The following is a 23,665-nucleotide window of genomic DNA, read 5'->3' on the forward strand; positions in this document are numbered from 1 at the left end:
CTCAGGGCTGCATCAGGACCTTGACGGCGCCGTCCTGCTTGCGCTGGAACATGTCGTACGCGTGCGGCGCCTCCGACAGCGGCACCCGGTGGGTGGCGAAGTCGTCCACGCCGAGCGGGTCCTCGTCGGTCAGGTAGGGGATGATGTCGTCGGTCCAGCGGCGGACGTTGGCCTGGCCCATCCGCATCTGGATCTGCTTGTCGAACAGGGTGAGCATCGGCATCGGGTCCGCCATACCGCCGTAGACACCGGACAGCGAGATGGTGCCGCCGCGGCGCACCAGCTCGATGGCGGTGTACAACGCGGCGAGCCGGTCGACGCTGAAGCGCTCGGCCATCGGGCCGCTCAGCTTGCGCGGCAGCAGGGCGGAGGTGTTCTGCACGAGGCGGGCCACCGCGCTGCCGTGGGCCTCCGTGCCGACGGCGTCAATGACGGCGTCGGGCCCGCGGCCGTCGGTCTCGTCACGGATCGCGGCGACGAGTTCCTTCTCGTCGTCGAAGGACCTGAGGTCGTACGTCTCCACGCCCCGCGAGCGCGCCCGGCGCAGCCGCTCGGGCACCAGGTCCACGCCGAACACCCTCCCGGCCCCGCGCACCTGGGCGATGCGGCAGGCCATGTCGCCGATCGGTCCGAGGCCGAGCACGGCGATGCTGCCGCCCTGGGGGACCTCGGCGTAGGCGACCGCCTGCCAGGCGGTGGGAAGGACGTCGGAGAGGTAGACGAAACGGTCGTCGGCCGGGCCCTGAGGGACCTTGATCGGACCGTACTGCGCCTGCGGTACGCGCAGGTACTCGGCCTGGGCGCCCGGCACGGCGCCGTACAGGCGCGTGTAGCCGAACAGGGCGGCGCCCATCCCCTCGCCGTGGACCTGGGTGGTCTCGCACTGGGTGGGCAGGCCGGTGAGGCACATCCAGCAATTGCCGCAGGCGATCTGGAACGGCACCACGACCCGGTCCCCGACCTGGAGGTCCGGGACGCCCGCGCCGACCTCCTCGACGACCCCCATGGGCTCATGGCCGAGGATGTCCCCCGGGGCCATGAACGGCGTGAGCACCTCGTACAGGTGCAGATCGGAGCCGCACAGTCCGGTGGAGGTGACGCGGATGATCGCGTCCGTCGGCTCCTGGATCACCGGATCGGGCACGTTCTCCACCCGCACGTCCCGCTTGCCCTGCCAGGTCACTGCCCTCATTCGCCTCGCGCTCCCTCCGTCAGCGTGCGCGTCGGTCGGCCGGCTGGCGGAGACCGGGTACCACGTGCGTCCCGCGCTGAACCTCGCGCCGACCGACGGACGCCGCGGAGTCGGCCACGACACAGTCGACCGACTATGGCCATCGATGTTCAGGTAAGCGCACAATCAAGACAGATCGACGATATGAGGCGCGTGATGGCGACGGTGGTAATGGGACGAGGGTCGCGCGGACGGCGCGCCTCGACGACGGCGGCGCTGCTGGCCGCCGCGCTGACGGCCGCCCTGGCGGGCTGCACGAGCGGGGGCGGCACGGCCGACGACGGACGGGGGTCGTCCCGGGAGTCGGAGCGGGAGGCCTCGGCCACCGCGACCGGCCCATCCGTGCTCGCCGTCAAGATCGACAACGCGAGCTCGGCCCGCCCGCACACCGGCGTCGACGCCGCGGACGTGGTGTACGTGGAGCAGGTCGAGGGCGGGCTGAGCCGGCTGATGACGGTCTACGCGACACAGCTGCCGGAGGCGGTCGGACCGGTGCGCAGCGCACGCGAGTCGGATCTGGAGCTGCTGCGCCAGTTCGACCGCCCCACGCTCGCCTTCTCCGGAGCGCAGAAGAAGCTCCTGCCGCTGATCGACGAGGCGCCGCTGCGGGCACAGACGCCGACGAACGCCGCCGACGCCTACTTCCGGGGCAGCGACAAGCCCGCCCCGTACAACCTCTACCTGCGGCCCGAGCGGCTCGTGCCCGAAGCCCCGGGCCGGGCGGCCCTGACCACCGGCTTCCGCTACGGCTCCGCCCCCGCCGGCGGCACGGCCACGGACTCGCAGACGGTGCGCTACCCGGCGGCCCGTTTCAGCTTCACCTGGTCGGACTCCCGCGACCGCTGGCTGGTCGGCATGGACGGCTCCCCCGCGACGACGGCCGACGGGAAGCGGATGGCGCCCGCGACGGTCGTCGTGCAGTACGTCAAGGTGCGCGAGTCCGCCTTCCGTGACTTCCTCGGCAACAACACGCCGTACACCGAGACGGTCGGCTCGGGGAAGGCGAAGGTGCTGCGCGACGGGCGGGCCTGGGACGTGAACTGGGAGCGCGGGAGCGCCGCCGACGGCACGGCGTTCACCACCGGCGACGGCACACCGGTGCACTTCGCGAAGGGCCAGGTGTGGGTGGTGTACGCCAAGGCGTCCTGACCCGTCCGCGTCTCTCAGCGGGGCACGGCCACGGGCTCCTCGGGGTTGCGCAGCCCCTCGGCCGCGTCCGCCACCCGCCGGATGAGGTCGAAGAACACCGTCCGCTCGTCGGCGGACAGCGGGGCGAGGAACACCTGGTTCATCCGGGCGGTGCGCACGGTCAGCTTGCGATGCGTGCGCACCCCCTCGTCCGTCAGGCGCAGCAGGGAGCGGCGGCCGTCCTGCGGGTCGCGGACCTTGTCGAGCAGCCCGCGCCGGCCGAGCCGGCTGACGACCTCGGCGATGGTGGACCGGTCGAGCCCCACCCGCTCCCCCACCGTGCGCTGATCCAGGCCCGGCTCGGCGACGAGCGTGTTGAGGACCGCGAACTGGGGCGAGGTGATCTCCTCGGAGACCATCGTGTTCCACAGCAGGTAGTGCGCCTGCTGGAGTCGCCGGGCCAGGTGCCCGGGGTGGGTGGTAAGGTCCGCCGCCGCCATGTGCACCCCTCGGTCGCTTTCGTCTGTGTGCTGAACAATAGTCGACCAGTTCGAGGCTGTCTGCCGTCCATGCGAGGAGTTGGAGGCAGGTATGACGAGGTCTTGACGCCCCACCTTCCCGATGGCAGCGTGAGGGACCAGCTCGTGGAAATAGTCAGTGCCCTGATTAATTCGTCGGGTCGCTCGGAAGAGATGGGGCTTCTCGGATGGACAAGGTGGTCGCCACAGCCCTGGAGGCGGTGGCCGACGTGCCGGACGGCGCGTCGCTCGCGGTGGGCGGTTTCGGGCTGAGCGGGGTGCCGAACGTCCTGATCCAGGCGCTCCACGAGCGCGCGGTCACCGGCCTGTCGGTGGTCTCCAACAACTGCGGGGCGATGGAGTCGGGCCTGGCGGTGCTGCTCGCCGCCGGCCGGATCGCCCGGGTGACGGGTTCCTACATCGGCGCCAACAAGGAGTTCGCCCGGCAGTACCTGGCCGGGGAGCTGGAGGTCGAACTGATCCCGCAGGGCACGCTGGCCGAGCGGCTGCGGGCCGGCGGCGCCGGGATCCCCGCCTTCTACACCCCGGCCGGGGTGGGCACCCAGGTCGCCGACGGCGGACTGCCCTGGCGCTACGACGGGCAGGGCGGGGTCGCGCTCGCCTCGCCGCCGAAGGAGGTCCGGGAGTTCGACGGCACCGAGTACGTGCTGGAACACGGCATCCGCACGGATTTCGCGCTGGTCCGGGCCGCGCGGGGCGACCGGCACGGCAACCTGGTCTTCAACAAGTCCTCCCGGAACTTCAACCCGCTGGCCGCGATGGCCGGGCGGGTCACGATCGCCGAGGTGGAGGAACTGGTGGAGCCCGGGGAGATCGACCCGGACGCGGTGCACCTGCCGGGGATCTTCGTGCAGCGGGTGCTCGCGCTCACCCCGGAGCAGGCGGCGGACAAGAGGATCGAGCAGCGGACGGTGAGGTCCTGATGGCCTGGACGCGCGAGGAGATGGCCGCCCGGGCGGCACGGGAGCTGCGGGACGGCCAGTACGTCAATCTCGGCATCGGTCTGCCCACTCTCATCCCGAACCACCTGCCCGAGGGCGTCGAAGTCGTCCTCGAATCCGAGAACGGCATCCTCGGCACCGGCCCCTATCCCACCGAGGACACCGTCGACCCGGACCTGATCAACGCCGGAAAGGAGACGGTGACGGTCCTTCCGGGCGCGTCCTTCTTCGACTCGGCCCTGTCGTTCGCGATGATCCGGGGCGGGCACATCGACGTGGCCGTGCTGGGCGCCATGCAGGTCTCCGAGCGGGGCGACCTGGCCAACTGGGCCGTCCCCGGCAAGCTGGTCACCGGCATCGGCGGGGCGATGGACCTGGTGCACGGCGCCCGCACGGTCGTGGTCGTCATGACGCACACCGCCAAGGACGGCTCCCCGAAGATCCTCACCGAGTGCACCCTGCCGCTGACCGGCAAGGGGTGCGTGAACCGCATCGTCACCGACCTCGGAGTCCTCGACGTCACCGACGAAGGGCTCGTACTGGTCGAAACCGCGCCGGGCGTGAGTGCCGACGAGATCGCGGCCAGGACCGATGCCGAACTGACCGTGCCGGAAGGCCTGAAGTGAAGGGCGTCCACCTCGTCGACGCGGTCCGTACGCCCCTCGGCCACCGCAACGGCTCACTCGCCTCGGTCCGCCCCGACGACCTGGCCGCGCACGCCATCCGTGAACTCCGCGCCCGTACGCCGGAGCTGGCCCCGGCCCGGATCGAGGACGGGTACCTCGGCAACGCCGACGGCGCCGGTGAGGCGAACCGCGACGCCGACCGCATGACCCCCCTGCTCACGGGCCTGCCCACCTCCGTGCCGGGTGTGACCGTCAACCGCCTGTGCCATCCGCCGGGTGCGTCCGGGGCCCGGCTCGCCGGGACGGCCGCCCCTCAGCCGGCCCGGCGGGGCAGCGGTGTCGGTGTCGCCACCCACTGCATCGGGTCGGGCCAAGGTCCCGCCCTCGTCCTCGCACGTTGACGGAACAGGATCACCATGACGCTCACTCAGCACGACATCGATCAGGAGATCGCGACCAGGCACGCCGCGTACGAGAAGCGGCTCGCCGACGGGGAGCCCGTCGAGCACCAGCCGCGGCGGGATTACGCGCCCTACCGCTCCTCGGTGCTCCGCCACCCCAAGCAGCCGCCGGTCACCATCGACGTCAGCAGGGATCCGGAGCTGGTGGAGCTCGCCTCTCCGGCCTTCGGGGAGCGGGACATCACCGAGATCGACAACGACCTCACCCGGCAGCACGCCGGCGAGCCGATCGGCGAGCGCATCACCGTCTCCGGTCGGCTCCTGGATCGCGACGGCCGCCCGGTCCGCGGCCAGCTCGTGGAGATCTGGCAGGCCAACTCGGCCGGCCGCTACACCCACCGGCGCGAGCAGCACGACGCCCCGCTGGACCCGAACTTCACCGGCGTGGGCCGCACCCTCACCGACGCCGAGGGCCGCTACCGCTTCACCACCGTCCAGCCGGGCCCGTACCCGTGGCGCCAGCACGTCAACGCCTGGCGCCCGGCGCACATCCACTTCTCGCTCTTCGGCACGGCGTTCACGCAGCGCCTTGTGACGCAGATGTACTTCCCGAGCGACCCGCTGTTCCCCTACGACCCGATCATCCAGTCGGTGACGGACGACGCGGCCCGGCAGCGACTGGTCGCGACATACGACCACGGCCTGTCGGTGCCGGAGTTCTCGATGGGCTACCACTGGGACATCGTGCTGGACGGCCCGAACGCCACCTGGATCGAAGAAGGACGCTGACCTGCCATGACGAAGATCGACACCAGCAGGCCGGAGAACGTGCTGCCCACCCCCTCGCACACCGTCGGCCCGTTCTACGGCCACGCCCTGCCGTTCCGCGGCGGGGAGGACATCGCGCCCCCGGGGCATCCGGACACGGTCACCGTGCACGGGTACGTCACCGACGGCGAGGGCGATCCGCTGCCCGACGCGCTGCTCGAACTGTGGGGCCCGGACCCCGACGGCAACCTGCCCACCGTCGACGGCTCGATGCGGCGCGACCCTGCCTCGGGCGCCTTCCTCGGGCGCAACGGCGTGGAGTTCACGGGCTGGGGGCGCGTCCAGACCGACGCGAACGGCCACTGGTACGCGCGGACGCTTCGGCCGGGTGCGCGCGGGCGGAACGCCCCGTACCTCAGCGTGTGCGTCTTCGCTCGCGGACTGCTCGTGCACCTGTACACCCGGATCTACCTGCCGGGCGACACGGCCGCGCTCGCCGCCGACCCGCTGCTGTCCCGGCTGGAGGACGGGCGCCGCGACACGCTGATCGCCGTGGAGGAAGCAGGCGGCACGTACCGTTTCGACATCCGCCTTCAGGGCGAAGGCGAGACGGTCTTCCTGGAGTTCCAGTGACATCTCCGCACGGCGACACCGGCCTGCTCGCCCCCGGATGGGCCGGCTCGACGGCCTCCGCGGCGACGGGCGACCGGGCCTATCTGCGGGCCCTGCTCGACGCGGAGGTCGCGCTGACCCGGGCTCAGGCGGCTTCCGGTCTCGCCCCCGCCGAGGCGGCGGCGGCGGTGACGGAAGCGGCCGGCGCCGATGCCTTCGACGTGCGGTCCCTCGCCGAACGCGCCCGCGCGGGCGGCAACCCGGTCATCCCCCTGGTCGCGGACCTGACGAAGGCCGTGGGCGACGAGTACGGCCCGTACGTCCACCGGGGCGCGACCAGCCAGGACATCCTGGACACCGCGACCATGCTGGTCGCCGCGCGCACCCTGGACCTGGTCCTCGCCGATCTCGGGCGCACGGCCGAAGCCCTGCGCCGACTGGCCGCCGAGCACCGCGACACCGTCATGCCGGGCCGGACGCTCACCCAGCACGCCGTGCCGACGACGTTCGGGCTGAAAGCGGCCGGGTGGCGGGCGCTGGTACTGGACGCACGCGACCGGGTGCGGACCGTACGCGCCTCCCTGCCCGTCCAACTGGGCGGCGCGGCCGGGACGCTGGCCGCCTTCGGGGCGTACGGCGCGAGCGATCCGACCGCGCTGCCGGTGGCCTACGCGCGCGAACTCGGCCTCCGGGCACCCGAACTGCCCTGGCACACCCTGCGGACGCCGGTCGCCGATCTCGCCGGGTGCCTCGCCTTCACCGCGGGCGCGCTCGGCAAGCCGGCCGTGGACGTCCTCACCCTGTCGCGCACCGAGATCGCGGAGGTCGTGGAGGGCAGCGGCGGCGGTTCGTCCGCCATGCCGCACAAGTCCAACCCCGTGCGGTCCACCCTCATCGCCGCCGCCGCACGGCGGGCACCGCAGCTCGCGGCCACACTGTACGGGGCGATGGCGGCGGAGGACGACCGGCCGGCCGGGGCCTGGCACGCGGAGTGGGAGCCGCTGCGGGACCTGCTGCGGCTGGCAGGCGGCGCCGCACGGGACGCCGCCGAACTGGCCGAGGGACTGCGGGTGAGAGCCGACACGATGCGCGAACACCTGGATCTCACCGGCGGGTTGATCGTCACCGAGCGGCTGTCCGCCGAGCTGGCCCCGGTGCTGGGCCGCGCCCGCGCCAAGGAACTGCTCACCCGGCTGGCCTCCGCAGGGGGGCCGCTCACCGACGCTCCGGAGCTGGCGGACGCCGACCTCGATCCGACCCACTACACGGGCTCCGCCGGAGCACTCACCGACCGTGCTCTGGAGCGACGTTGACACTCCTGAACCACCGCTCCGAGGGGCCCGGTTCCGCTCCCCCGCTGCTGCTCGGCCCCTCGCTCGGCACGTCGTACGCCCTGTGGGACCGGGTGGCGCCCGAACTGTCGGTCACCCATCGGGTGATCCGCTGGGACCTGCCCGGGCACGGCGGTTCGGCGGCCGGTCTCATCGGGACGGGGGCCACCGTCGGTGACCTCGCCGCTCTGGTGCTCGCGCTCGCCGACTCGCTGGGCATCGAGCGGTTCGCGTACGCGGGGGTGTCGCTGGGCGGGGCCGTGGGGCTGCATCTCGCGGTGCACCGTCCGGAGCGGCTGTCGTCGCTGGCCGTCATCTGCTCGTCGGCCCACTTCAACGGTTCCAAGCCGTGGGAGGAGCGGGCCGCGCTGGTGCGACGGGAGGGGCTGGCCGGGCTGGCGGAGGGGGCGGACGCCCGCTGGTTCACCCCCGGATTCACCGTGCCCCTCCTGGTGCGGGACCACCGGGACGCCGACCCGGGCGCGTACGCCGCCTGCTGCGACGCGCTCGCCGCGTTCGATCTGCGGGACCGTCTGCGCGAGATCACCGTGCCCACGCTGCTGGTCGCCGGGCGGGACGATCCGGCGACGCCGCCCGCGCATCTGCGGGAGATCGCCGACGCGGTGCCGGGCTCGGCGCTCGTCGAGATCCCCGGCGCCTCGCACCTGGCCCCCGCCCAGTGCCCGGAAGCTGTACTGACCGCGCTGCGGGCCCACTTCGGCCAGGGTGCCCCGCGGGGCATGGCCGTACGGCGCGAGGTGCTCGGCGACACGCACGTCGACCGGGCGCAGTCCGGGCAGACGCCCTTCACCGCCCGCTTCCAGGACTTCATCTCGCGCTACGCCTGGGGTGAGATCTGGACCGACCCGACGCTGTCGCGCCGCGAGCGCAGCATGATCACCCTCACCGCGCTGGTCGCCCACGGCCACTACGACGAACTGGCCATGCACGTCCGGGCGGCCCGCCGCAACGGGCTCACTCCTGAGGAGATCGGCGCGGTGCTGCTGCAGACGGCGGTGTACTGCGGAGTGCCGGCGGCGAACTCGGCGTTCGCGACGGCCCAGCGGGTGCTCGCGGAAGAGGACGGCGCGGGAGGGTGACCCTGCCGACCGCAGCTTCGACGACGGCTCGCTCACGCCCGCCCGCGTGCCGACCGGGGGACCATGCCCACGAGGCGGCGTACGGCCCGCAGGTGCGGGGGCGGCTCGCAGCGGTGACCGGCCAGTTGCTCCGCGCCTGAGCTACGCCGGTCCGGCACCGGCCCGGAGCGCGGCCCGTGCCCGTTCCGCCAGACCGTCCGCCCCGCAGGAGACCGCCAGGTCCAGACCCCGGCCGAGTTCGGTCGCGGAGCGGGCGGCGATGCCGTACTCGATGCGGGCCGCCGCGTGCTCGTACTGGCAGGGTGAGGCCTCCAGGTAGGCGACGGCCTGGGCGTGCAGCCGGACCGCGCGCTGGCCGGTCTCCAGGGCGGCGGCGCAGCGCAGGGCCTCCCCTATGGCCGAGTCCGTGCCGAAACGCTCGGCCTGGCGGCGGACGTCGACGGCGAGCCCGGCCGCGCGGGCCGGATCCTCGGTGCTGAGGGCGCGGGCGAGGTCCGTCGCCCAGGGGACGAGCACGGGGTTGTGGTGGCCGCGCGCCGCCGCCGCCTTCTCGGCGGCATCCAGTTCGTTGATGCCGTCCTTGGTGCGACCGACCGCCAGCAGCAGCCTGCCGCGCACCGAGCGCGGGTCCGGCAGGACGATGGTGGACGGGTAGGGCGGAGTGAAGCCGTACCGTTCGGCGACGTCCCAGGCCTGGCCGACATGGCCGCGGGCGAGGAGTGTGTCGACGAGGTTGCAGGTCGCCGACCAGTACAGGGGCAGGCCGCGGCCGACGCGCTCGGCGAGGCGCAGCGACTCGCGCAAGGACGCCTCCGCCTCCCGCAGACGGCCCCGCCTGCGGTGTCCGAGCCCGACGTATGCGTGCGCCAGGGCCAGGTGGCCGCCGCTCCAGCCGGCCGTCTCGTAGGCGCGCAGCGCCTCGTTGTAGAGGGTTTCGGCGCGGTCGAGGCGGTCGGTGAACGCGTACGCGTTGGCCAGCATCAGCAGTAGTTCGATGCCCCACTCGGTGTCGGTCCAGCCGAGCCCGGGGGCCAGGCGGCCGTTGACGAGGGCGCGGTCGCACAGTTCGGCGACCACCTCGGCGTTCTCGCCGTGCATCAGGGCGTCGAAGCCGCGCAGGATGAGCAGGGCGCGTTCGGAGTTGTCCCGGCCGGTGCAGGTGCTCGCGAGGTCGGCGAGCCGCTGGGAGCGGCCGGGTGAGATGGCCTCGCCGGCGTGGAGGCTCTCCCACATGAAGTGCGCGGCGTGGAGCCGCATTCGGGCGGGACCGGGCTGGAGCCGTGCGGCCTCCGCCTCGACTGTGCGGACGGCCTCCTCCAGCTGGTCGTTGTGCAGGAGCGCCTGGGAGAGCCGGAAGACGGCGTCCACCCGCTGGTCGCCGTCGAGGCCGGGCATGCCGAGCGCGGTCCGCAGATGGCTGATGGTGCGGGCGGGCGCGGTGAGGAACGTGGCCTCGGCCAGTTCGTACAGGACATGCGGGTGCGACTCGGGCCGGGGTGGTTCCTCCAGGGCGCGCTCCAGGCAGCGGCGGGCCGCGTCGGGGGCGCCTACGGCGAGGTGTTCGCGGGCGGCCTCGCGCAGCTGCCCGACAAGCTCCTCGTCGTCGTCCGGGTGGACCTCGATGAGATGACGGGCGGCTGCAGCGGCACCGCGCCCCTCGTCGGTGACGATGCGGGCGGCGATGCCGTGCATGGCGGTGCGCAGGGCGTAGGGGATGGAGTTGTAGACGTCGGTGGCGATGAGCGGGTGGACGAACTCCAGGTCGCCGTCGGCGCCGCGGCCGGTGGCGGGGTCGGGTGCGGTGAGGATGCGGGCGGTGCGCAGCAGTTCGGCGCAGCGGCGGGCGTCGTCCGGCTTCAGGGTGGCGAGCTTGGCGACCAGGCCGATGGAGATGCCGGTGCCGAGGATGGCGGCGGCCCAGGCGAACCTGGTGGCGTCGATGCCGAGTTCCTCCAGGCGGGCGACGAGGCCGCCGCCGCGGGCCGAGCGGTTCAGTTCGCGCAGTTCTGCGGCCCGGGCCTCGACCGGTTCGAGTTCGCTGTCCTGGACCTTGGCGAGGAGTTCGACGGTCTCGTAGGGGTTGCCGGCGGTGACGGCCCAGACCTCGCGGCAGAACGCCGCGTCGGCGTGGTTGCCCAGGGTGGCGCGGGTGAGGCCCGCCGTCGCGTCCGGGGTGAGGGCGCTGAGTGTCGTGACGGGGCCGACGGCGGCCGCGGCGACGGTGTCGAGGTGGTGGGCGCTCGGGCCGGGGACGTCGTCCGGGCGGTGGGCGACGACGACCAGGACGGACGACATCTCGTCGAGGCGTTCCGCGAGCCCGGCGAGCCAGTGCAGGGTCTCCTGGTCGGCCCAGTGGGCGTCGTCGATCAGCAGCACCAGCGGCCAGTCCCGGCGGGCGAGCCGGCGCACGGCGGCGACCAGGCCGTCGCACACGCCCTGCGGGTCGGCCTGCCGGCCTCCGGGGTCCGTGATGCCGAGGGCGGGGCCGGCGATGTCGTACCAGTCACCGAGGTACTCGCGGGCCTCCTCCGGCAGCATCGACACCAGCGCCGGTTGCAGTAACTGCCGTACCACGTTGAAGGGGACGGACCTGAGGGTCTCGCCGCCGCGTGCCGACCAGACCGTGCAGCCGCGTGCCTCGGCGATGCGGCGGGTTTCGGCCAGCAGTGCGGTCTTGCCGAGTCCGGCCTCGCCGCGGAAGACCAGCAGCCCGCCGGACGAGGAGCGGTCGGCGCACAGGTTGTCGACCGCCCGTGCGACGGCGGCGACTTCCTCCTCGCGCTCCCACAGGGAAGCCGAGGCGGCGGCCGTGGGCCGTACCTCCGTCATCCCGCTACCTCCCCAAGTCGCCCGAATGACGTACCAGCGTCGAGCGTAGCCGTCCGATTGCCTGAGTGGAGGGCGGTCGGAGCACCTGTTGCCGTGACGGATGACACCGGGTGCGTCCGGACGACGCACCCGGCCCGCCACCAGTCACCTTCGGGTCAACGGCGCGTGAACACAAGGAAGATGACGTCCATTCATCTCGAGCGCAGGCTCACGGCATGGCTGACGGGCGCGGGTCGCGGGGTCGGTGGGCACTGTCATCGAGTGGTACGCGCTCGGCGTCCACGGCTGATCAGCGACGATCACTGCGGCCGGTTCTTCACGCCGGCGGGCGGCAGGGAGGCCGCCGCTCTGGTGAAGACGTACACGTCCTCGGCGCTCACGTTCTGCTTCCGGCCCGCGGGGCGGCGCTTTTCGGCCGCCTGGGCGGGTCGGCTCGGCCCGCGTCCGGTGCCGGTCCTGGTGATCGCGCCGATGGCGGTGGCGACGACGCTGATCGGTGTGGTCGCCGACGTACGCGCGAGCAGGTGCTCCGGCGTTCTGACTGCTCACCTTCCCGCGCGTACGAAGGAGGCGTACGCCTTCGCGGTGCCGGGGTTCCTGACCTTGCACGGCCTGGGTTCCTGACACTGCACGGCCTGGCCGGCACGGAGCCGACGAACACGGGGGCGTGGCGTCACAGCGTGCCGGGCTCTCCGACCCCCGGCCGCCGGGGCGGGCGGCGGCCTCCGCCACCGGCTCCTCGGCGGCCGGCCCGGCTGCTGCTGCTGGAACAATCGGCTCCGGCTCCTCTCATGCCTTCTTCACCGACGCCTCATACGGTGGGGGCATGACGCAGGAGACTCCTCCCGGGTGGTACCCCGACCCCGGACAGACAAGCGACGGGCCCGCCACGGAACGCTGGTGGGACGGCAGGGCCTGGACGGACCGCATCCGCCCGGTCCGACCGGCCACGGCTTGGGGTCCCCCGGCGGCGGCGCCCGCCCCGACGGATCCGGCCCCCGGCGGGGCACCGTCGGGGGACGCCGCGCCATCAGGGGACGCGCCCGCGGGGCAGCCGGGGGCTGCTGGGCAGCCGACCGGCACGGGTCAGCCGGGGGCCGGACGGCCGACCGGCGTCGAGGCACCCGGAGGTGCGACGGATCCGGATGACGGCGGGCTGCCGGCGGGCGGCGGGGAGCCGGGAGCCTTTGGGGCTCCCGGCTCCGCGAGCCGGCCGGCAACCACAGGGGTGTCGGCCGACGCCGGGCAGGTCGCCGGCCCCGAGGAGCCGGGAGCCGGGCAGCCCACCGACGCCGACGGCCCGGAAGCCACCGTGAACCCGGCCGGCCCCGGGCAGCCGGCCGACCCCGGCACCCAGGGAGGCCCCGGGTATCCGGGCAGCCCCGGACAACCGGGAGCCGCGGGCCGGGCCGAAGGTGCCGGTTGTCCGGAAGCCGTCGGCCGTCCCGAAGGCGCTGGGTATCCCGCTGCCTTCGGGCAACCGGTCGGCGCTGCGTATCCGCCCGGCACCGGATACCCGCCCGGCGCCGGGTATCCGGCAGCTCCCGGGTATCCGGCCTGTCCCGCCGCGCCTGTGCCCGGCAGGGGCCGGCGGCTGCGGACAGGCGCGGCCGTCGCCGCGGCCGTCGTCGTGCTCTCCAGCATCGGCGTGGGGGTGTACGCGCTGACCGACCACGGCGGCTCGGGCGGCGGCTCCGCCACCTCGCAGGGGCCGGGCGGCAACCCCGGCGGCCAGGGCGGGCCGTTCGGCGGACCGGGGGGCTCCGGGGGTTCCGGTGGCCCCGGCGGCAACGGCGGCTCCGATGGGCAGAGTCCGCAACCCGAGCAGTCCGAGCCTCCGAAGATCAGGAGCGGGTCCGTGACCGACCCGGTCAGCGGGATCAGTCTGCCGATTCCGAAGGGCTGGTACGGCCAGCAGGGCAGGATCGGGGCGCAGGTGACCTCCGACGACTCCTACAAGTGCCCCGGCGACACGTCCTCGACCTGCACGAAGGGCGGCGCCTACTCCGCCCCGGCCCTGGCCCTCGGCACCGAGGGCGACACCGCCGAGGAGATCGCGAAGGCGGACATCGCGGCGAACGCCGAGGAGTCCTACGGCGGCAAGTCCTACGGCGGGATCACCTCGCACGACGTCCTGGCCTCCAGGGCGGTGACCGTGGCCGGGCAGCAGGGCTACCTGGTCCGTTGGAGGGCCGTCACGAGCAAGGGCGCCGACGGCATCGTCGAGTCGCTCGCGTTCCCCTCCCCCGCGAACGCGAAGCAGATGGTCGTCGTGCGGTTCGGCGTCGACGCCGACCAGAAGGAATCCGTCCTGGACGACATCGCCAAGGGCATCAAGGTGTCGACGGGCGGCGGCAACGGGCAGGACGTCTGACGCGACGGCCGGCGCAGACGCACCGACGGACGACGGCCATCCGGCGGCCGCCGTCCGGCCCCGCGACCCGGGTGGGCCACCGCCGAACCGGTGTGGGTGCCCCGGCCTCACGATCCGGGGCACCCCACCTCCGCTACGCGGTGATGATCGCCGGGTCGCTCACACCCGGCCTGCCGTTCTCGACGTGTCCCGCGAACCGCCGCAGGAACGCCTTGTCACCCTCGGCGGTGACGGTCAGGTCGTACCAGCGGCGGTCGGCGGCGAGTTCGACGGTCCGGCGCACCGTGGCGCCCGGGCGGACGGTGACGGCCGAGGGCCTGCCGCCGTAGCCGCTCGAGAGCTTCAGCCGGGCCGTGCCGGAGCCCTTGTTGGTGAAGGTCAGCTCGATGTCGTCGCCGGTGTGGCGCGCGGTGACCTCGCAGCCGGCCGTCCGGTTCGAGCCCTTGAAGACGCGCACGAAGCCGTTCGGACCGTGCACGGTCAGGTCGTAGGAGCCCGCCGAGTACGCCGAGTTCCAGGTGTCGGAGAGGGTCTTGCCGGCCTCGGTCGTGTACATCCAGGGGCCGTCGGTGCGGTTGCCGGAGGTGACGTGGAAGGCTCCGCCCGCCTTCGGACCGGTGGCGAAGGTGAGGGTGAGCTTCCCGGCGACGGCGTCGACGGCGGCGTCCACGTGCGGGGCGTACTTCAGCGGCCGGGCGCGGCGCAGGCCGCGTTCCTGGCGGGGCATCCGCGGGTCGGCGGGCGGGGCCGGGCGGTAGTCGGGGTGACGGTCGCGGTCCTGCGGCTCGTAGGCGTCGGTGCCGGGCAGCGCGGCCGGGCGCGTGTCCTTGCGGGAGAAGTCGAACGCGGCCGTGAGGTCACCGCAGACGGCCCGGCGCCAGGGCGAGATGTTCGTCTCGCGCACGCCGAAGCGGCGTTCCATGAACCTCAGGATCGAGGTGTGGTCGAGGGTCTCCGAGCAGACGTAGCCGCCCTTGCTCCACGGCGAGACGACCAGCATCGGCACCCGGGGGCCGAGGCCGTAGGGGCCGGCGGTGTTCTTGCCGTCGCCCGGGAAGAGGTCGAGGGAGACGTCGACGGTGGACCGGCCCCGGGAGGCGTCCTCGGGCGGCAGCGGCGGTACGACGTGGTCGAAGAAGCCGTCGTTCTCGTCGTAGGTGATGAACAGGGCGGTCTTCGACCAGACCTCCGGGTTGGAGGTGAGGGCGTCCAGGACCTGGGCGATGTACCAGGCGCCGTAGTTCGACGGCCAGTTGGAGTGCTCGGAGAAGGCCTCGGGGGCGGCGATCCAGGAGATCTGCGGCAGCCTGCCCGCCTTGACGTCGGCCTTCAGCACGTCGAAGTAGCCGTCGCCGGCCTTGGCGTTCGTGCCGGTGCGGGCCTTGTCGTACCAGGGGTCGCCGGGCTTGGCACCCCGGTACTTGTCGAAGTAGAGCAGCGAGTTGTCACCGTAGTTGCCCCGGTAGGCGTCCTGGATCCAGCCCCAGGAGCCCTTGGCGTCGAGGCCGTCGCCGATGTCCTGGTAGATCTTCCAGGAGATGCCGGCCTGCTCCAGGCGCTCCGGGTAGGTCGTCCAGCCGTAACCGAGTTCGTCGTTGCCGAGGACCGGGCCGCCGCCGGTGCCGTCGTTGCCCGTGTACCCGGACCACATGTAGTACCGGTTGGGGTCGGTGGAGCCGATGAACGAGCAGTGGTAGGCGTCGCAGATGGTGAAGGCGTCGGCGAGGGCGTAGTGGAAGGGGATGTCCTCGCGGGTCAGGTACGCCATGGTCGTGGTGCCCTTGGCGGGCACCCACCGGTCGTACTTGCCGCCGTTGTAGGCCTGGTGGCCGTCGGGCCAGGAGTGCGGCAGGCCCTCCAGGAACTGCATGCCGAGGTCGTCGGCGTCCGGGTGGAACGGCAGGATCTCCTTGCCGTCCTTCTCCTGGTGCCAGACCGGTTTGCCGTTGTCGAGGGTGACCGGACGCGGGTCGCCGAAGCCGCGGACGCCTCTCAGGGTGCCGAAGTAGTGGTCGAAGGAACGGTTCTCCTGCATGAGGACGACGATGTGCTCGACGTCCTCGATCGACCCGGTGCGGTGGTTGGCCGGGAGCGCGGCGGCACGCTGGATGCTCGCGGACAGCGCGCTGAAGGCCGTGGTGGCACCCGCGAGTTGGAGAAAGCGGCGCCGGTTTACTTCGGACATGAAGGACAGACCTCTCATCCTGAGGTGCCGGATGGCCGGAACGTGGCGGAATCCGCGGAAGGAGTGTTTCAGGGACACCAAACGACAAGGAAGGGGCCGGTGACGCTCGTGTGAAAGTCGGCGGTACGCCCGGTGTGCCCGGGCGCCGCCGGGGGAGGGTGAGGGGCGTGACAGAGACGCAGACGGCATCCCCGCCGACGAAACGGCCCGTTCGCCAGCTTCTCGCCGCCTCCGTGGGCAACGCGGTGGAGTGGTACGACTGGTACGCCTACACGTTTCTGGCCACCTACATCGCCGCCCAGGTCTTCCCCGAGAGCGCGGACAACTCGCTGGTGCCGCTGCTGTCCACGTTCGCGGTGTTCGCGGTCGGGTTCTTCATGCGGCCGGTCGGCGGGCTGCTGATGGGCGCGGTCGCGGACCGGCACGGGCGGCGGGCCGCGCTGACGGTCACCATCCTGCTGATGGGCGGCAGCAGCCTGCTGGTCGGACTGACCCCGACCTACGCGGCGGCGGGTGTGCTGGCGCCGGTGATCCTCGTCCTCGCCCGGTTGCTCCAAGGTCTGTCCGTGGGCGGCGAGTTCGCGGCCTCGACGACGTTCCTGGTCGAGTCGGCGGGCCCCGGACGGCGCGGGCTGTTCTCCAGCTTCCAGTACGTGTCGACGACCGTGGGGCAGCTCGTCGCCTCCGGCATCGCCACACTGCTCGTGGACACGCTGAGCGACGGGCAGATGAACGGCTGGGGCTGGCGGGTGCCGTTCGCACTCGGGGCCGTGCTGAGCCTGGTCGGGTTCTGGATCCGGCAGGGCGCGCAGGAGACCCGCAGCACCGAACAGCGCAATGCGCCGCGCCCGGGTCTGTTCGAGGCGCTGCGCCGGCACCCGCGCGAGTCGCTCCTCATCGGCGGCATCACCGCGGGCGGCACCATCGCCTACTACACGTGGACGTCGTACCTGCCGACGTACGCCGAACTCAACGCGGGGATCGAGAAGTCGGACGCGCTCCTCGCGGGCACGATCTCGCTGGCCTTCTTCGCCCTGCTGCAACCCCTCGGCGGCCTCCTCTCGGACCGCTTCGGCCGCCGCCCCCTGCTGCTCTTCTTCGGCCTGGGCTTCGCGCTGCTCGCGGTGCCCCTGCTGCACAGCCTGCGCGACTCCTTCGCCGTGCTGCTGCTCGTGCAGTGCGCGGGCATGGTCCTGCTGACCGGTTTCACCTCGATCAGCGCGGCCGTCAACGCGGAGATCTTCCCGCCCCGCGTCCGCGCGGCGGGCATCGGCTTCCCGTACTCCCTGACGGTGGCCCTCTTCGGCGGGACGGCTCCGTACGTGGGCACCCTGTTCAAGGAGCTGGGGCACTCCGGGTGGTTCCCCTGGTATGTCGCGGTGATCTGTCTGGGGTCGTCGGTGGTGTATCTGCGGCTGCCGGAGTCCGCGCACACGGAGCTGCGGCGCTGAGGGGTCCTTGCACGATGAGCGTCCGATCAGGTCGCGTGGACCGGTGCCGTGCATCGCAAGGCGCCGGAGGGCCCTGGCAGCGGAGCTACCTGGGCATTTCGGCACGCGGCGAGGCGCGGTGCCGGTCCACGCGACCCGGGCGGGCACAGTGCAAGGACCCCTGAGACCGATCCGCCCCCACCTCGCCCGTGCACAAGCGGTTCGCTTCGGCTTGCCCTGTTTCTCCCGCACGGGCACACGAGGGTGAACACGTGAAGGTTACGGGATGCCGGAGCCTTCACAGCACGGGACGCGGGCACCTGGCGGGCCCTCCGCCGACCCGGCTCCCTGAGTCGCTTCCGTCAGACGGAAGGCCCCTTGCCGGAGCGTGGCGTGCCTCACGAACCTGAGTCCAACCACGGCACGCGGGGCGAGGGCGCCCCGCTCTCAGGGACGGGAACGCCATGCCTCACATGACCGCCTTCGCCAGGAACCAGTGGTATGTCGCCGCCTACAGCCACGAGGTCGGGCGGGAGTTGCTCGGACGGACGATCCTCGGTGAGACGCTCGTGCTCTACCGGACCGAGGCGGAGGGCACGCCGGTCGTGCTGCACGACCGGTGTGTACACCGGCGTTATCCCCTGTCGGAGGCGCCGACGCGGCTCGACGGGGACCGCATCGTGTGCGGGTACCACGGGTTCACCTACGACCCGACCGGCACGTGCGTGTACGTGCCTGGGCAGAAGCGGGTGCCGCGCACGGCCCGCGTCGCCTCCTACCCGGTCGTCGAGCAGGACTCGCTGATCTGGGTGTGGATCGGCGACCCGGCCCTAGCCGACCCACGGAACATCCCCCGGGCGCGGCACCTGGACTCCCCCGGCTGGGTCACCGTGCGCGGTATGGAGCCCATCGACTGCGACTACGGACTGCTGGTCGACAACCTCCTCGACCTGTCCCACGAGACGTATCTGCACGGCGGCTACATCGGCACCCCCGAGGTCGCCGAGACTCCGATCACGACGGAGGTCGACGAGGGCGCCGGGATCGTGCGGGTGAGCCGGCACATGGACGACGCCGAATGCCCGCCCTTCTACGCCGAGTCCACCGGCATCGAGGGGCGGATCACGCGCTGGCAGGACATCGAGTACCACGCGCCCTGTCTGTATCTGCTGCACAGCCGTATCGCCCCGGTCGGCGTGCTGCCCGAGGCGGACGGCAACGACCCGCACGGCTTCCACACCGAGATCACCTACGCGATCACCCCGTCCGGCGACGGCACGGTGTACGACTTCTGGGCCGTCTCGCGGGACTGGGCGACGGACGACGCCGAGGTCACCGAGTTCCTGCGCGGCAACAACCACACGGTCGTGATGCAGGACGTCACCGCGCTCAACCTGCTGCAGAAGACGCTCGGCACCGAGCGGACCGGCTACCAGGAGCTGAGCATCAACATCGACACCGGTGGCCTGGCCGCCCGGCGGATCCTCGCCCGGCTGGTGGAGCAGGGCGACAAGCCCGTGGAGAAGGTCCGGTGACCGCTCCGACCGGCGAGATCTACCGCATCGACTGGCTGCCCGGCACCGACGTCCTGCACGGCACGTGCCACTGCGGCCGGGAGCACACCGCGCAGGACCCGGTCGAGATGTGGGAGTGGATGCTCGCCCATCCGCAGGGACACGTGACCGGCGACGAGCCGCGAGGGGACAGTTCATGAGCGCGGACGAAACCGAACTCGTCGTCGAACGCCGGGAGTTCGCGGCCGATCAGGTACTCGCCCTGACTCTGCGTCATCCGCTGGGCGAGCCGCTTCCGCCCTGGGAGCCGGGCGCGCACATCGACGTCGTGCTCGGGCCCGGCCTGGAGCGGCAGTACTCGCTGTGCGGCGATACGGCGGACCGGTCGGCCTGGCGGATCGCCGTGCTGCGCGAGCCGGGCGGGCGGGGCGGTTCGGCCCATGTGCACGAGCGGCTGGGCGAAGGCGCCAAGCTCCGGGTGCGCGGGCCCCGCAACAACTTCCGCCTGGAGCCCGCGCCCCGATACCGCTTCGTCGCGGGCGGCATCGGCATCACCCCGGTCCTGCCGATGCTGGCCGCGGCCGAGGCGGCGGGCGCCGAATGGACGCTGCTGTACGGCGGGCGCACCCGCCGGTCCATGGCGTTCGGCGGGGAACTGGCCCGCTACGGGGACAGGGTGACGATCGCGCCCGAGGACGAGGCGGGGCTGCTGAACCTGGCCCCGGTGCTGGACGACGTGCCCCCGGGCACCCTCGTCTACTGCTGCGGCCCCGGGCCGCTGCTGGACGCCGTGGAGGCCCGGTGCCCGTCCGGGATGCTGCGCGTCGAGCGGTTCCGGCCGAAGGAGCAGCGGACGGGTGGTGACACGGCGTTCGAGGTGGAGCTGGCGCGGAGCGGCCGGAAGGTGACCGTCGCGCCGGACGTGTCCGTGCTGGACGCCGTGCGCGCCGCCGGGGTCGAGGTGCTGTACTCCTGCACCGAGGGCACCTGCGGCACATGCGAGACCGACGTCCTGGCGGGCGAGCCGGACCACCGCGACTCGGTCCTGACCGACGACGAACGCGCGGCGGGCGAGACGATGCTCATCTGCGTGTCCCGCTGCCGCGGGGATCGGCTCGTGCTTGACCTGTGAACCTGAGAGGGCGACAACAAGCCTTCACCGTATGTGCATTGACCTTGACTCGGGGCGGGCTCTACGTTCCCGCTGAGCACATCCGCACTGCCTGCGCACAGCCTGTCGGAGCACCTCAGCCGGTCCCACAGGGGGAGCCATGCGTCGTCTGCTCGTCGGCCTCACGGCCTCGTCCCTCCTGGCCGCCGTCACGGCGTGCGGCTCCTCCGGATCCGGTGGACCGGCCGGGGCCGGTGCGTCGGACCGAACCACCACCGTCAAGGTCGGCGTCGTCCCCGTTCTGGACGTCGCCCCCATCTACCTGGGCCGGAAGCAGGGCTTCTACGCCGAGCGCGGCATCGAACTGGAACTGACACCGGCCCAGGGCGGTGCCGCGATCGTGCCCGGAGTCGTGTCCGGCCAGTTCCAGTTCGGCTTCAGCAACACGACCTCGCTGCTGGTCGCCCGGTCGAAGAACGTGCCCGTCAAGGCCGTGGCCAACGGGGTCGCGTCCACGGGCGAGGGCGGTGCCGACTTCGCCGCCGTCACCGTGAAGAAGGGCTCCCCCCTCACGTCCGCCAAGCAACTGGAGGGCAGGAAGACGGCGGTCAACACCCTCAACAACATCTGCGACACCTCGATCAAGGAGTCCGTCCGCAAGGCCGGGGGCGATCCTTCCGAGGTCGACTTCGTCGAGATGCCCTTCGACCAGATGCCGGCGGCGCTCGACAGCGGGCAGGTCGACGCGGCCTGCACCCCGGAGCCCGCCCTCGCCACCGTCAAGGCCGCGGGCGGCAGGGAGATCGCGTCGAACTTCCACGACGTGTCACCGGACCTCACCGTGGCCCTGTACTTCACCTCCCAGCAGTACGCCCGGAAGAACCCCGAGCTGGTGCGGAAGTTCCAGGAGGCGACCGCCGAGTCGCTGGAGTACGCCGACAGCCACCCGGACGAGGTCCGGCGGATCCTCACCACCTACACGAAGATCCCCGGCACCCTGCTGGAGAAGCTGACCCTGCCCCGCTGGCCGGCCGAGCCGGACCGCGCGTCCATCGAGCGGCTGGCCGAACTGGGCGAGCGGGACGGGCTGTTCGAGCGGTCGCCGGACCTGGACGAGCTGCTTCCGTGAGGGGCGCCGACGCGGCACTCGGTGCGGCCGGGCTCACGCTGTTCCTCCTCCTGTGCGAGGCGGTGCCGCGGCTCGGCCTGGTCGACGAGGACTACTTCCCGCCCACCGGCCGGATCGCGGACGCGCTCGGCCGTGAACTCTCCGACGCCGCCTTCTGGTCGGCGCTCGGCGACACCCTCACCGGGTGGGCGCTGGGCCTGGCGATCGCGGTGGGCACCGGTGTCCTCGCCGGCGTGGTGATCTCCGTGGTGCCGTATCTGCGCGAGGCCACGGCCTCGACGATCGAGTTCCTGCGGCCCATCCCGTCGGTCGCGCTGATCCCGCTGGCGGTGCTGCTGTACGGCACGGAACTGCGCTCGGTGCTGCTGCTGGTCGTGTACGCCTCGTTCTGGCAGGTGCTGATCCAGGTCCTCCACGGCGTGCGGGACGTCGACCCGGTCGCCGAGGAGACGGCGCGCTCGTACGGCCTGGGCGCCTGGGCGCGGATCCGGCATGTGCTGTGGCCGACGGCGCTGCCCTACGTCATGACCGGCGTGCGGCTGGCCGCGGCCGTGGCGCTGATCCTCGCCGTCACCGCCGAACTGGTCATCGGCGCCCCGGGGCTGGGCGCCCGGATCGCGGTGGCGCAGAACTCGCAGGCGGTGCCGGAGATGTACGCGCTGATCGTGGTGACGGGAGCGCTCGGGCTGCTGATCAACGTGGGAGCGAGGTCGGTGGAGCGGCGGGCGCTGGCCTGGCACCCGTCGGTGCGTGGGGAGGTGGCGGTGTGATGGGGGTCCCCCCTGGTCGAGCGACGTCGAGAGCTTGGGGGAGGGCCCTGCTGCGACTGGTGCTCGCGGTCGCCCTGCCCGCGCTGCTGATGGCTGTGTGGTGGGTGGCCTCGGCCGGCAGTACGAACGTCTACTGGCCGCCGCTGCGGACGATCCTCGGCACCTTCCCGGACGTCTGGACGGGTGAGCGGCTGCGCTCGGACGTGGGGCCCAGCGTGCTGCGGCTGGCGGCGGGATACACCGCGGCGGGCGTCGCGGGGGTCGTGCTCGGCACGCTCATCGGCGCCTACCGGCGTGTGCGGGCCCTGTGCGAGCCGGTGCTGGAGTTCTTGCGGGCGGTGCCGCCGCCGGTGCTGGTGCCGGTCATCATGCTGTTCGCCGGGATCGGCGACACGATGAAGATCGCGGTGATCGCGAGCGGCTGTGTCTGGCCGGTCCTGCTCAATACGGTCGAGGGCGTCCGAGCGGTCGATCCGGTGCTGTCCGAGACGGCCCGCTGCTATGGCATCACGGGCGCGGCCCGGCTGCGGGACGTGGTGCTGCGCTCGGCGAGCCCGCAGATGTTCGCGGGCCTGCGCCAGGCGCTGTCGATCGGGATCATCCTCATGGTGATCAGCGAGATGTTCGCGGCCGGCAACGGACTCGGCTTCACCATCGTGCAGTTCCAGCGCGGCTTCGCCATCCCCGACATGTGGACCGGGATCCTGCTCCTCGGTCTGCTCGGCTTTCTCCTCTCGGTCCTCTTCCGGCTGCTCGAGCGGCGCGTGCTCGGCTGGTACCACGGCCTGCGCGCGGCCGGCCGGCGGTCCCCGTGAACCTCGCGAAAGGGCGGTCCATGCTCGACGTACGCGGCCTGCGGAAGGTCTACGAGGGTTCCGGGCGGCGGACCGAGGCGGTGCGGGACCTGACCTTCACCGTGGAGGCGGGGGAACTGGTCTGTCTGGTCGGGCCGTCGGGGTGCGGCAAGACGACCTTGCTGAAGTGCGTCGGCGGCCTGCTCGCCCCGACGGCCGGTGAGGTGCGGCTCGCGGGCCGCAGGGTCGACGGACCACCGCCCGGGACGGCGTTCGTCTTCCAGGAGTACGGCCGCAGCCTGTTCCCCTGGATGCGGGTCGGGCAGAACGTCGAACTGCCCCTGAGGCAGAAGAAGCTGGGCAGGGAGCGGCGTCGCGCCCTGGTCGCGGACGCCCTGGAGTCGGTGGGTCTGGCGGAGGTCGCCGGGGCGTATCCGTGGCAGCTGTCGGGTGGGATGCAGCAGCGGGTGGCCATCGCGCGGGCCCTGGCGTACGCGCCCGAGGTGCTGCTGATGGACGAGCCGTTCGCGGCGGTGGACGCCCAGACCCGGGCCGACCTGGAGGACCTCGTACGGCGGCTGTGGCGGGAGCGCGGGAACACGATCCTGTTCGTCACCCATGACATCGACGAGGCCGTGTACCTCGGCGAGCGGGTGATCGTGCTGTCCGCCTCCCCCACCGTCGTACAGGGGCAGCTGAAAGTCGATCTTCCGGCCGAGCGGGACCAGGTGCGCACGCGCGTCGCCCCGCGCTTCACCGAGCTGCGGACCCGGGTGTACGAGCAGATCCAGGCGGCGAAGCGGGGAGCGGTTCAGGCGGACCGGACAGACCCGCCTCCACCTCGCTGAACCG

Annotated in this window: 22 protein-coding genes and 1 pseudogene; 19 read left to right on the forward strand and 4 right to left on the reverse strand. The window is 72.5% G+C overall.

Annotated features, from left to right (window positions below):
* Window position 1: 1 nt before the first annotated feature.
* Window positions 2-1,192: a zinc-dependent alcohol dehydrogenase gene (locus tag ACWD1U_RS10440; protein ID WP_451106224.1), complete on the reverse strand. Its 1,191-nt coding sequence runs from the start codon at window positions 1,190-1,192 to the stop codon at window positions 2-4.
* 195 nt (window positions 1,193-1,387) lie between these two features.
* On the opposite strand from ACWD1U_RS10440, the gene ACWD1U_RS10445 reads away from it, so the two are divergent.
* Window positions 1,388-2,380, forward strand: coding sequence for a DUF3048 domain-containing protein (locus tag ACWD1U_RS10445; RefSeq protein WP_451106226.1), 993 nt, complete (start codon window positions 1,388-1,390; stop codon window positions 2,378-2,380).
* Window positions 2,381-2,394: 14 nt separating this feature from the next.
* On the opposite strand, the gene ACWD1U_RS10450 is transcribed toward ACWD1U_RS10445, so the two are convergent.
* Window positions 2,395-2,859 carry a MarR family winged helix-turn-helix transcriptional regulator gene (locus ACWD1U_RS10450; protein ID WP_451106228.1) on the reverse strand — a complete coding sequence of 155 codons (465 nt, stop codon included), beginning with the start codon at window positions 2,857-2,859 and terminating at the stop codon, window positions 2,395-2,397.
* Window positions 2,860-3,065: 206 nt separating this feature from the next.
* On the opposite strand from ACWD1U_RS10450, the gene ACWD1U_RS10455 reads away from it, so the two are divergent.
* From ACWD1U_RS10455 to pcaDC, 7 genes are read left to right on the forward strand one after another with little or no spacing between them, the layout of a single operon-like run.
* Entirely contained in the window at window positions 3,066-3,821 is a 756-nt protein-coding gene (locus ACWD1U_RS10455; protein ID WP_451106230.1) for a CoA transferase subunit A, read from the forward strand.
* Window positions 3,821-4,465, forward strand: a complete 645-nt coding sequence (locus ACWD1U_RS10460) for a CoA transferase subunit B (protein ID WP_451106232.1) — start codon at window positions 3,821-3,823, stop codon at window positions 4,463-4,465. The genes ACWD1U_RS10455 and ACWD1U_RS10460 overlap by 1 nt, the downstream gene beginning before the upstream one ends.
* Window positions 4,462-4,866, forward strand: coding sequence for a thiolase family protein (locus tag ACWD1U_RS10465; protein WP_451106234.1), 405 nt, complete (start codon window positions 4,462-4,464; stop codon window positions 4,864-4,866). The genes ACWD1U_RS10460 and ACWD1U_RS10465 overlap by 4 nt, the downstream gene beginning before the upstream one ends.
* Before the next feature lie 15 nt (window positions 4,867-4,881).
* A complete protein-coding gene (gene pcaH / locus ACWD1U_RS10470) occupies window positions 4,882-5,655 on the forward strand; it encodes a protocatechuate 3,4-dioxygenase subunit beta (RefSeq protein ID WP_451106236.1) in 774 nt (257 codons plus the stop codon).
* 6 nt (window positions 5,656-5,661) lie between these two features.
* A complete protein-coding gene (gene pcaG, locus ACWD1U_RS10475; RefSeq protein WP_451106237.1) occupies window positions 5,662-6,267 on the forward strand; it encodes a protocatechuate 3,4-dioxygenase subunit alpha in 606 nt (201 codons plus the stop codon).
* Window positions 6,264-7,559: a 3-carboxy-cis,cis-muconate cycloisomerase gene (pcaB, locus tag ACWD1U_RS10480; RefSeq protein WP_451106239.1), complete on the forward strand. Its 1,296-nt coding sequence runs from the start codon at window positions 6,264-6,266 to the stop codon at window positions 7,557-7,559. The genes pcaG and pcaB overlap by 4 nt, the downstream gene beginning before the upstream one ends.
* The gene (gene pcaDC / locus ACWD1U_RS10485; protein WP_451106241.1) at window positions 7,556-8,677 is read left to right on the forward strand and encodes a bifunctional 3-oxoadipate enol-lactonase/4-carboxymuconolactone decarboxylase PcaDC; all 1,122 of its coding nucleotides are present in this window, start codon (window positions 7,556-7,558) and stop codon (window positions 8,675-8,677) included. Before pcaB ends, pcaDC begins: the two co-directional genes overlap by 4 nt.
* Before the next feature lie 141 nt (window positions 8,678-8,818).
* Here the strand turns inward: pcaDC and ACWD1U_RS10490 are convergent, their stop codons facing one another.
* Entirely contained in the window at window positions 8,819-11,506 is a 2,688-nt protein-coding gene (locus tag ACWD1U_RS10490; protein WP_451106243.1) for an ATP-binding protein, read from the reverse strand.
* A gap of 180 nt (window positions 11,507-11,686) precedes the next feature.
* On the opposite strand from ACWD1U_RS10490, the gene ACWD1U_RS10495 reads away from it, so the two are divergent.
* The 3 genes and pseudogenes from ACWD1U_RS10495 (at window position 11,687) to ACWD1U_RS10505 (ending at window position 13,880) form a co-directional block, all read left to right on the forward strand.
* A complete protein-coding gene (locus ACWD1U_RS10495; protein ID WP_451106245.1) occupies window positions 11,687-12,130 on the forward strand; it encodes a hypothetical protein in 444 nt (147 codons plus the stop codon).
* Window positions 12,131-12,332: 202 nt separating this feature from the next.
* A pseudogene (locus ACWD1U_RS10500) lies at window positions 12,333-12,416 on the forward strand (DUF2510 domain-containing protein); the annotation flags it as partial.
* 402 nt (window positions 12,417-12,818) lie between these two features.
* Window positions 12,819-13,880 (forward strand): hypothetical protein, encoded by a 1,062-nt coding sequence (locus ACWD1U_RS10505; protein WP_451106427.1) that lies wholly within the window; start codon window positions 12,819-12,821, stop codon window positions 13,878-13,880.
* Window positions 13,881-14,013: 133 nt separating this feature from the next.
* Here ACWD1U_RS10505 and ACWD1U_RS10510 read toward each other — a convergent pair whose 3' ends face one another.
* Window positions 14,014-16,065, reverse strand: a complete 2,052-nt coding sequence (locus tag ACWD1U_RS10510; protein ID WP_451106247.1) for a phosphocholine-specific phospholipase C — start codon at window positions 16,063-16,065, stop codon at window positions 14,014-14,016.
* 167 nt (window positions 16,066-16,232) lie between these two features.
* Between ACWD1U_RS10510 and ACWD1U_RS10515 the strand changes: the two genes are divergently transcribed.
* The 8 genes from ACWD1U_RS10515 to ACWD1U_RS10550 all read left to right on the forward strand — a co-directional run bounded on the left by ACWD1U_RS10515 (window position 16,233) and on the right by ACWD1U_RS10550 (window position 23,661).
* Complete coding sequence (locus tag ACWD1U_RS10515) at window positions 16,233-17,516, forward strand: MFS transporter (RefSeq protein ID WP_451106248.1); 1,284 nt, start codon at window positions 16,233-16,235, stop codon at window positions 17,514-17,516.
* A gap of 443 nt (window positions 17,517-17,959) precedes the next feature.
* The gene (locus ACWD1U_RS10520; protein WP_451106250.1) at window positions 17,960-19,030 is read left to right on the forward strand and encodes a Rieske 2Fe-2S domain-containing protein; all 1,071 of its coding nucleotides are present in this window, start codon (window positions 17,960-17,962) and stop codon (window positions 19,028-19,030) included.
* Window positions 19,027-19,209 (forward strand): hypothetical protein, encoded by a 183-nt coding sequence (locus ACWD1U_RS10525; protein ID WP_451106252.1) that lies wholly within the window; start codon window positions 19,027-19,029, stop codon window positions 19,207-19,209. The genes ACWD1U_RS10520 and ACWD1U_RS10525 overlap by 4 nt, the downstream gene beginning before the upstream one ends.
* On the forward strand, window positions 19,206-20,141 hold the full coding sequence (locus ACWD1U_RS10530; RefSeq protein ID WP_451106254.1) for a PDR/VanB family oxidoreductase: 936 nt from the start codon (window positions 19,206-19,208) through the stop codon (window positions 20,139-20,141). Before ACWD1U_RS10525 ends, ACWD1U_RS10530 begins: the two co-directional genes overlap by 4 nt.
* 139 nt (window positions 20,142-20,280) lie before the next feature.
* Window positions 20,281-21,249 carry an ABC transporter substrate-binding protein gene (locus ACWD1U_RS10535; RefSeq protein ID WP_451106256.1) on the forward strand — a complete coding sequence of 323 codons (969 nt, stop codon included), beginning with the start codon at window positions 20,281-20,283 and terminating at the stop codon, window positions 21,247-21,249.
* Window positions 21,246-22,019, forward strand: a complete 774-nt coding sequence (locus ACWD1U_RS10540; protein ID WP_451106257.1) for an ABC transporter permease — start codon at window positions 21,246-21,248, stop codon at window positions 22,017-22,019. Before ACWD1U_RS10535 ends, ACWD1U_RS10540 begins: the two co-directional genes overlap by 4 nt.
* Window positions 22,019-22,834, forward strand: coding sequence for an ABC transporter permease (locus tag ACWD1U_RS10545; protein ID WP_451106259.1), 816 nt, complete (start codon window positions 22,019-22,021; stop codon window positions 22,832-22,834). The genes ACWD1U_RS10540 and ACWD1U_RS10545 overlap by 1 nt, the downstream gene beginning before the upstream one ends.
* A gap of 20 nt (window positions 22,835-22,854) precedes the next feature.
* Window positions 22,855-23,661, forward strand: coding sequence for an ABC transporter ATP-binding protein (locus ACWD1U_RS10550; protein ID WP_451106261.1), 807 nt, complete (start codon window positions 22,855-22,857; stop codon window positions 23,659-23,661).
* Window positions 23,662-23,665: the final 4 nt, after the last annotated feature.

The organism is Streptomyces sp. NPDC002788, from assembly GCF_053592115.1.

Coding starts and splice junctions, on each gene's coding strand:
- ACWD1U_RS10495 (WP_451106245.1), top strand. CDS start 11,687: ATGACGTCCATTCATCTCGAGCGCAGGCTCACGGCATGGCTGACGGGC.
- ACWD1U_RS10460 (WP_451106232.1), top strand. CDS start 3,821: ATGGCCTGGACGCGCGAGGAGATGGCCGCCCGGGCGGCACGGGAGCTG.
- ACWD1U_RS10440 (WP_451106224.1), bottom strand. CDS start 1,192: ATGAGGGCAGTGACCTGGCAGGGCAAGCGGGACGTGCGGGTGGAGAAC.
- pcaG (WP_451106237.1), top strand. CDS start 5,662: ATGACGAAGATCGACACCAGCAGGCCGGAGAACGTGCTGCCCACCCCC.
- ACWD1U_RS10530 (WP_451106254.1), top strand. CDS start 19,206: ATGAGCGCGGACGAAACCGAACTCGTCGTCGAACGCCGGGAGTTCGCG.
- ACWD1U_RS10550 (WP_451106261.1), top strand. CDS start 22,855: ATGCTCGACGTACGCGGCCTGCGGAAGGTCTACGAGGGTTCCGGGCGG.
- pcaH (WP_451106236.1), top strand. CDS start 4,882: ATGACGCTCACTCAGCACGACATCGATCAGGAGATCGCGACCAGGCAC.
- ACWD1U_RS10535 (WP_451106256.1), top strand. CDS start 20,281: ATGCGTCGTCTGCTCGTCGGCCTCACGGCCTCGTCCCTCCTGGCCGCC.
- ACWD1U_RS10450 (WP_451106228.1), bottom strand. CDS start 2,859: ATGGCGGCGGCGGACCTTACCACCCACCCCGGGCACCTGGCCCGGCGA.
- ACWD1U_RS10455 (WP_451106230.1), top strand. CDS start 3,066: ATGGACAAGGTGGTCGCCACAGCCCTGGAGGCGGTGGCCGACGTGCCG.
- ACWD1U_RS10520 (WP_451106250.1), top strand. CDS start 17,960: ATGCCTCACATGACCGCCTTCGCCAGGAACCAGTGGTATGTCGCCGCC.
- ACWD1U_RS10445 (WP_451106226.1), top strand. CDS start 1,388: ATGGCGACGGTGGTAATGGGACGAGGGTCGCGCGGACGGCGCGCCTCG.
- ACWD1U_RS10510 (WP_451106247.1), bottom strand. CDS start 16,065: ATGTCCGAAGTAAACCGGCGCCGCTTTCTCCAACTCGCGGGTGCCACC.
- ACWD1U_RS10490 (WP_451106243.1), bottom strand. CDS start 11,506: ATGACGGAGGTACGGCCCACGGCCGCCGCCTCGGCTTCCCTGTGGGAG.
- ACWD1U_RS10545 (WP_451106259.1), top strand. CDS start 22,019: ATGGGGGTCCCCCCTGGTCGAGCGACGTCGAGAGCTTGGGGGAGGGCC.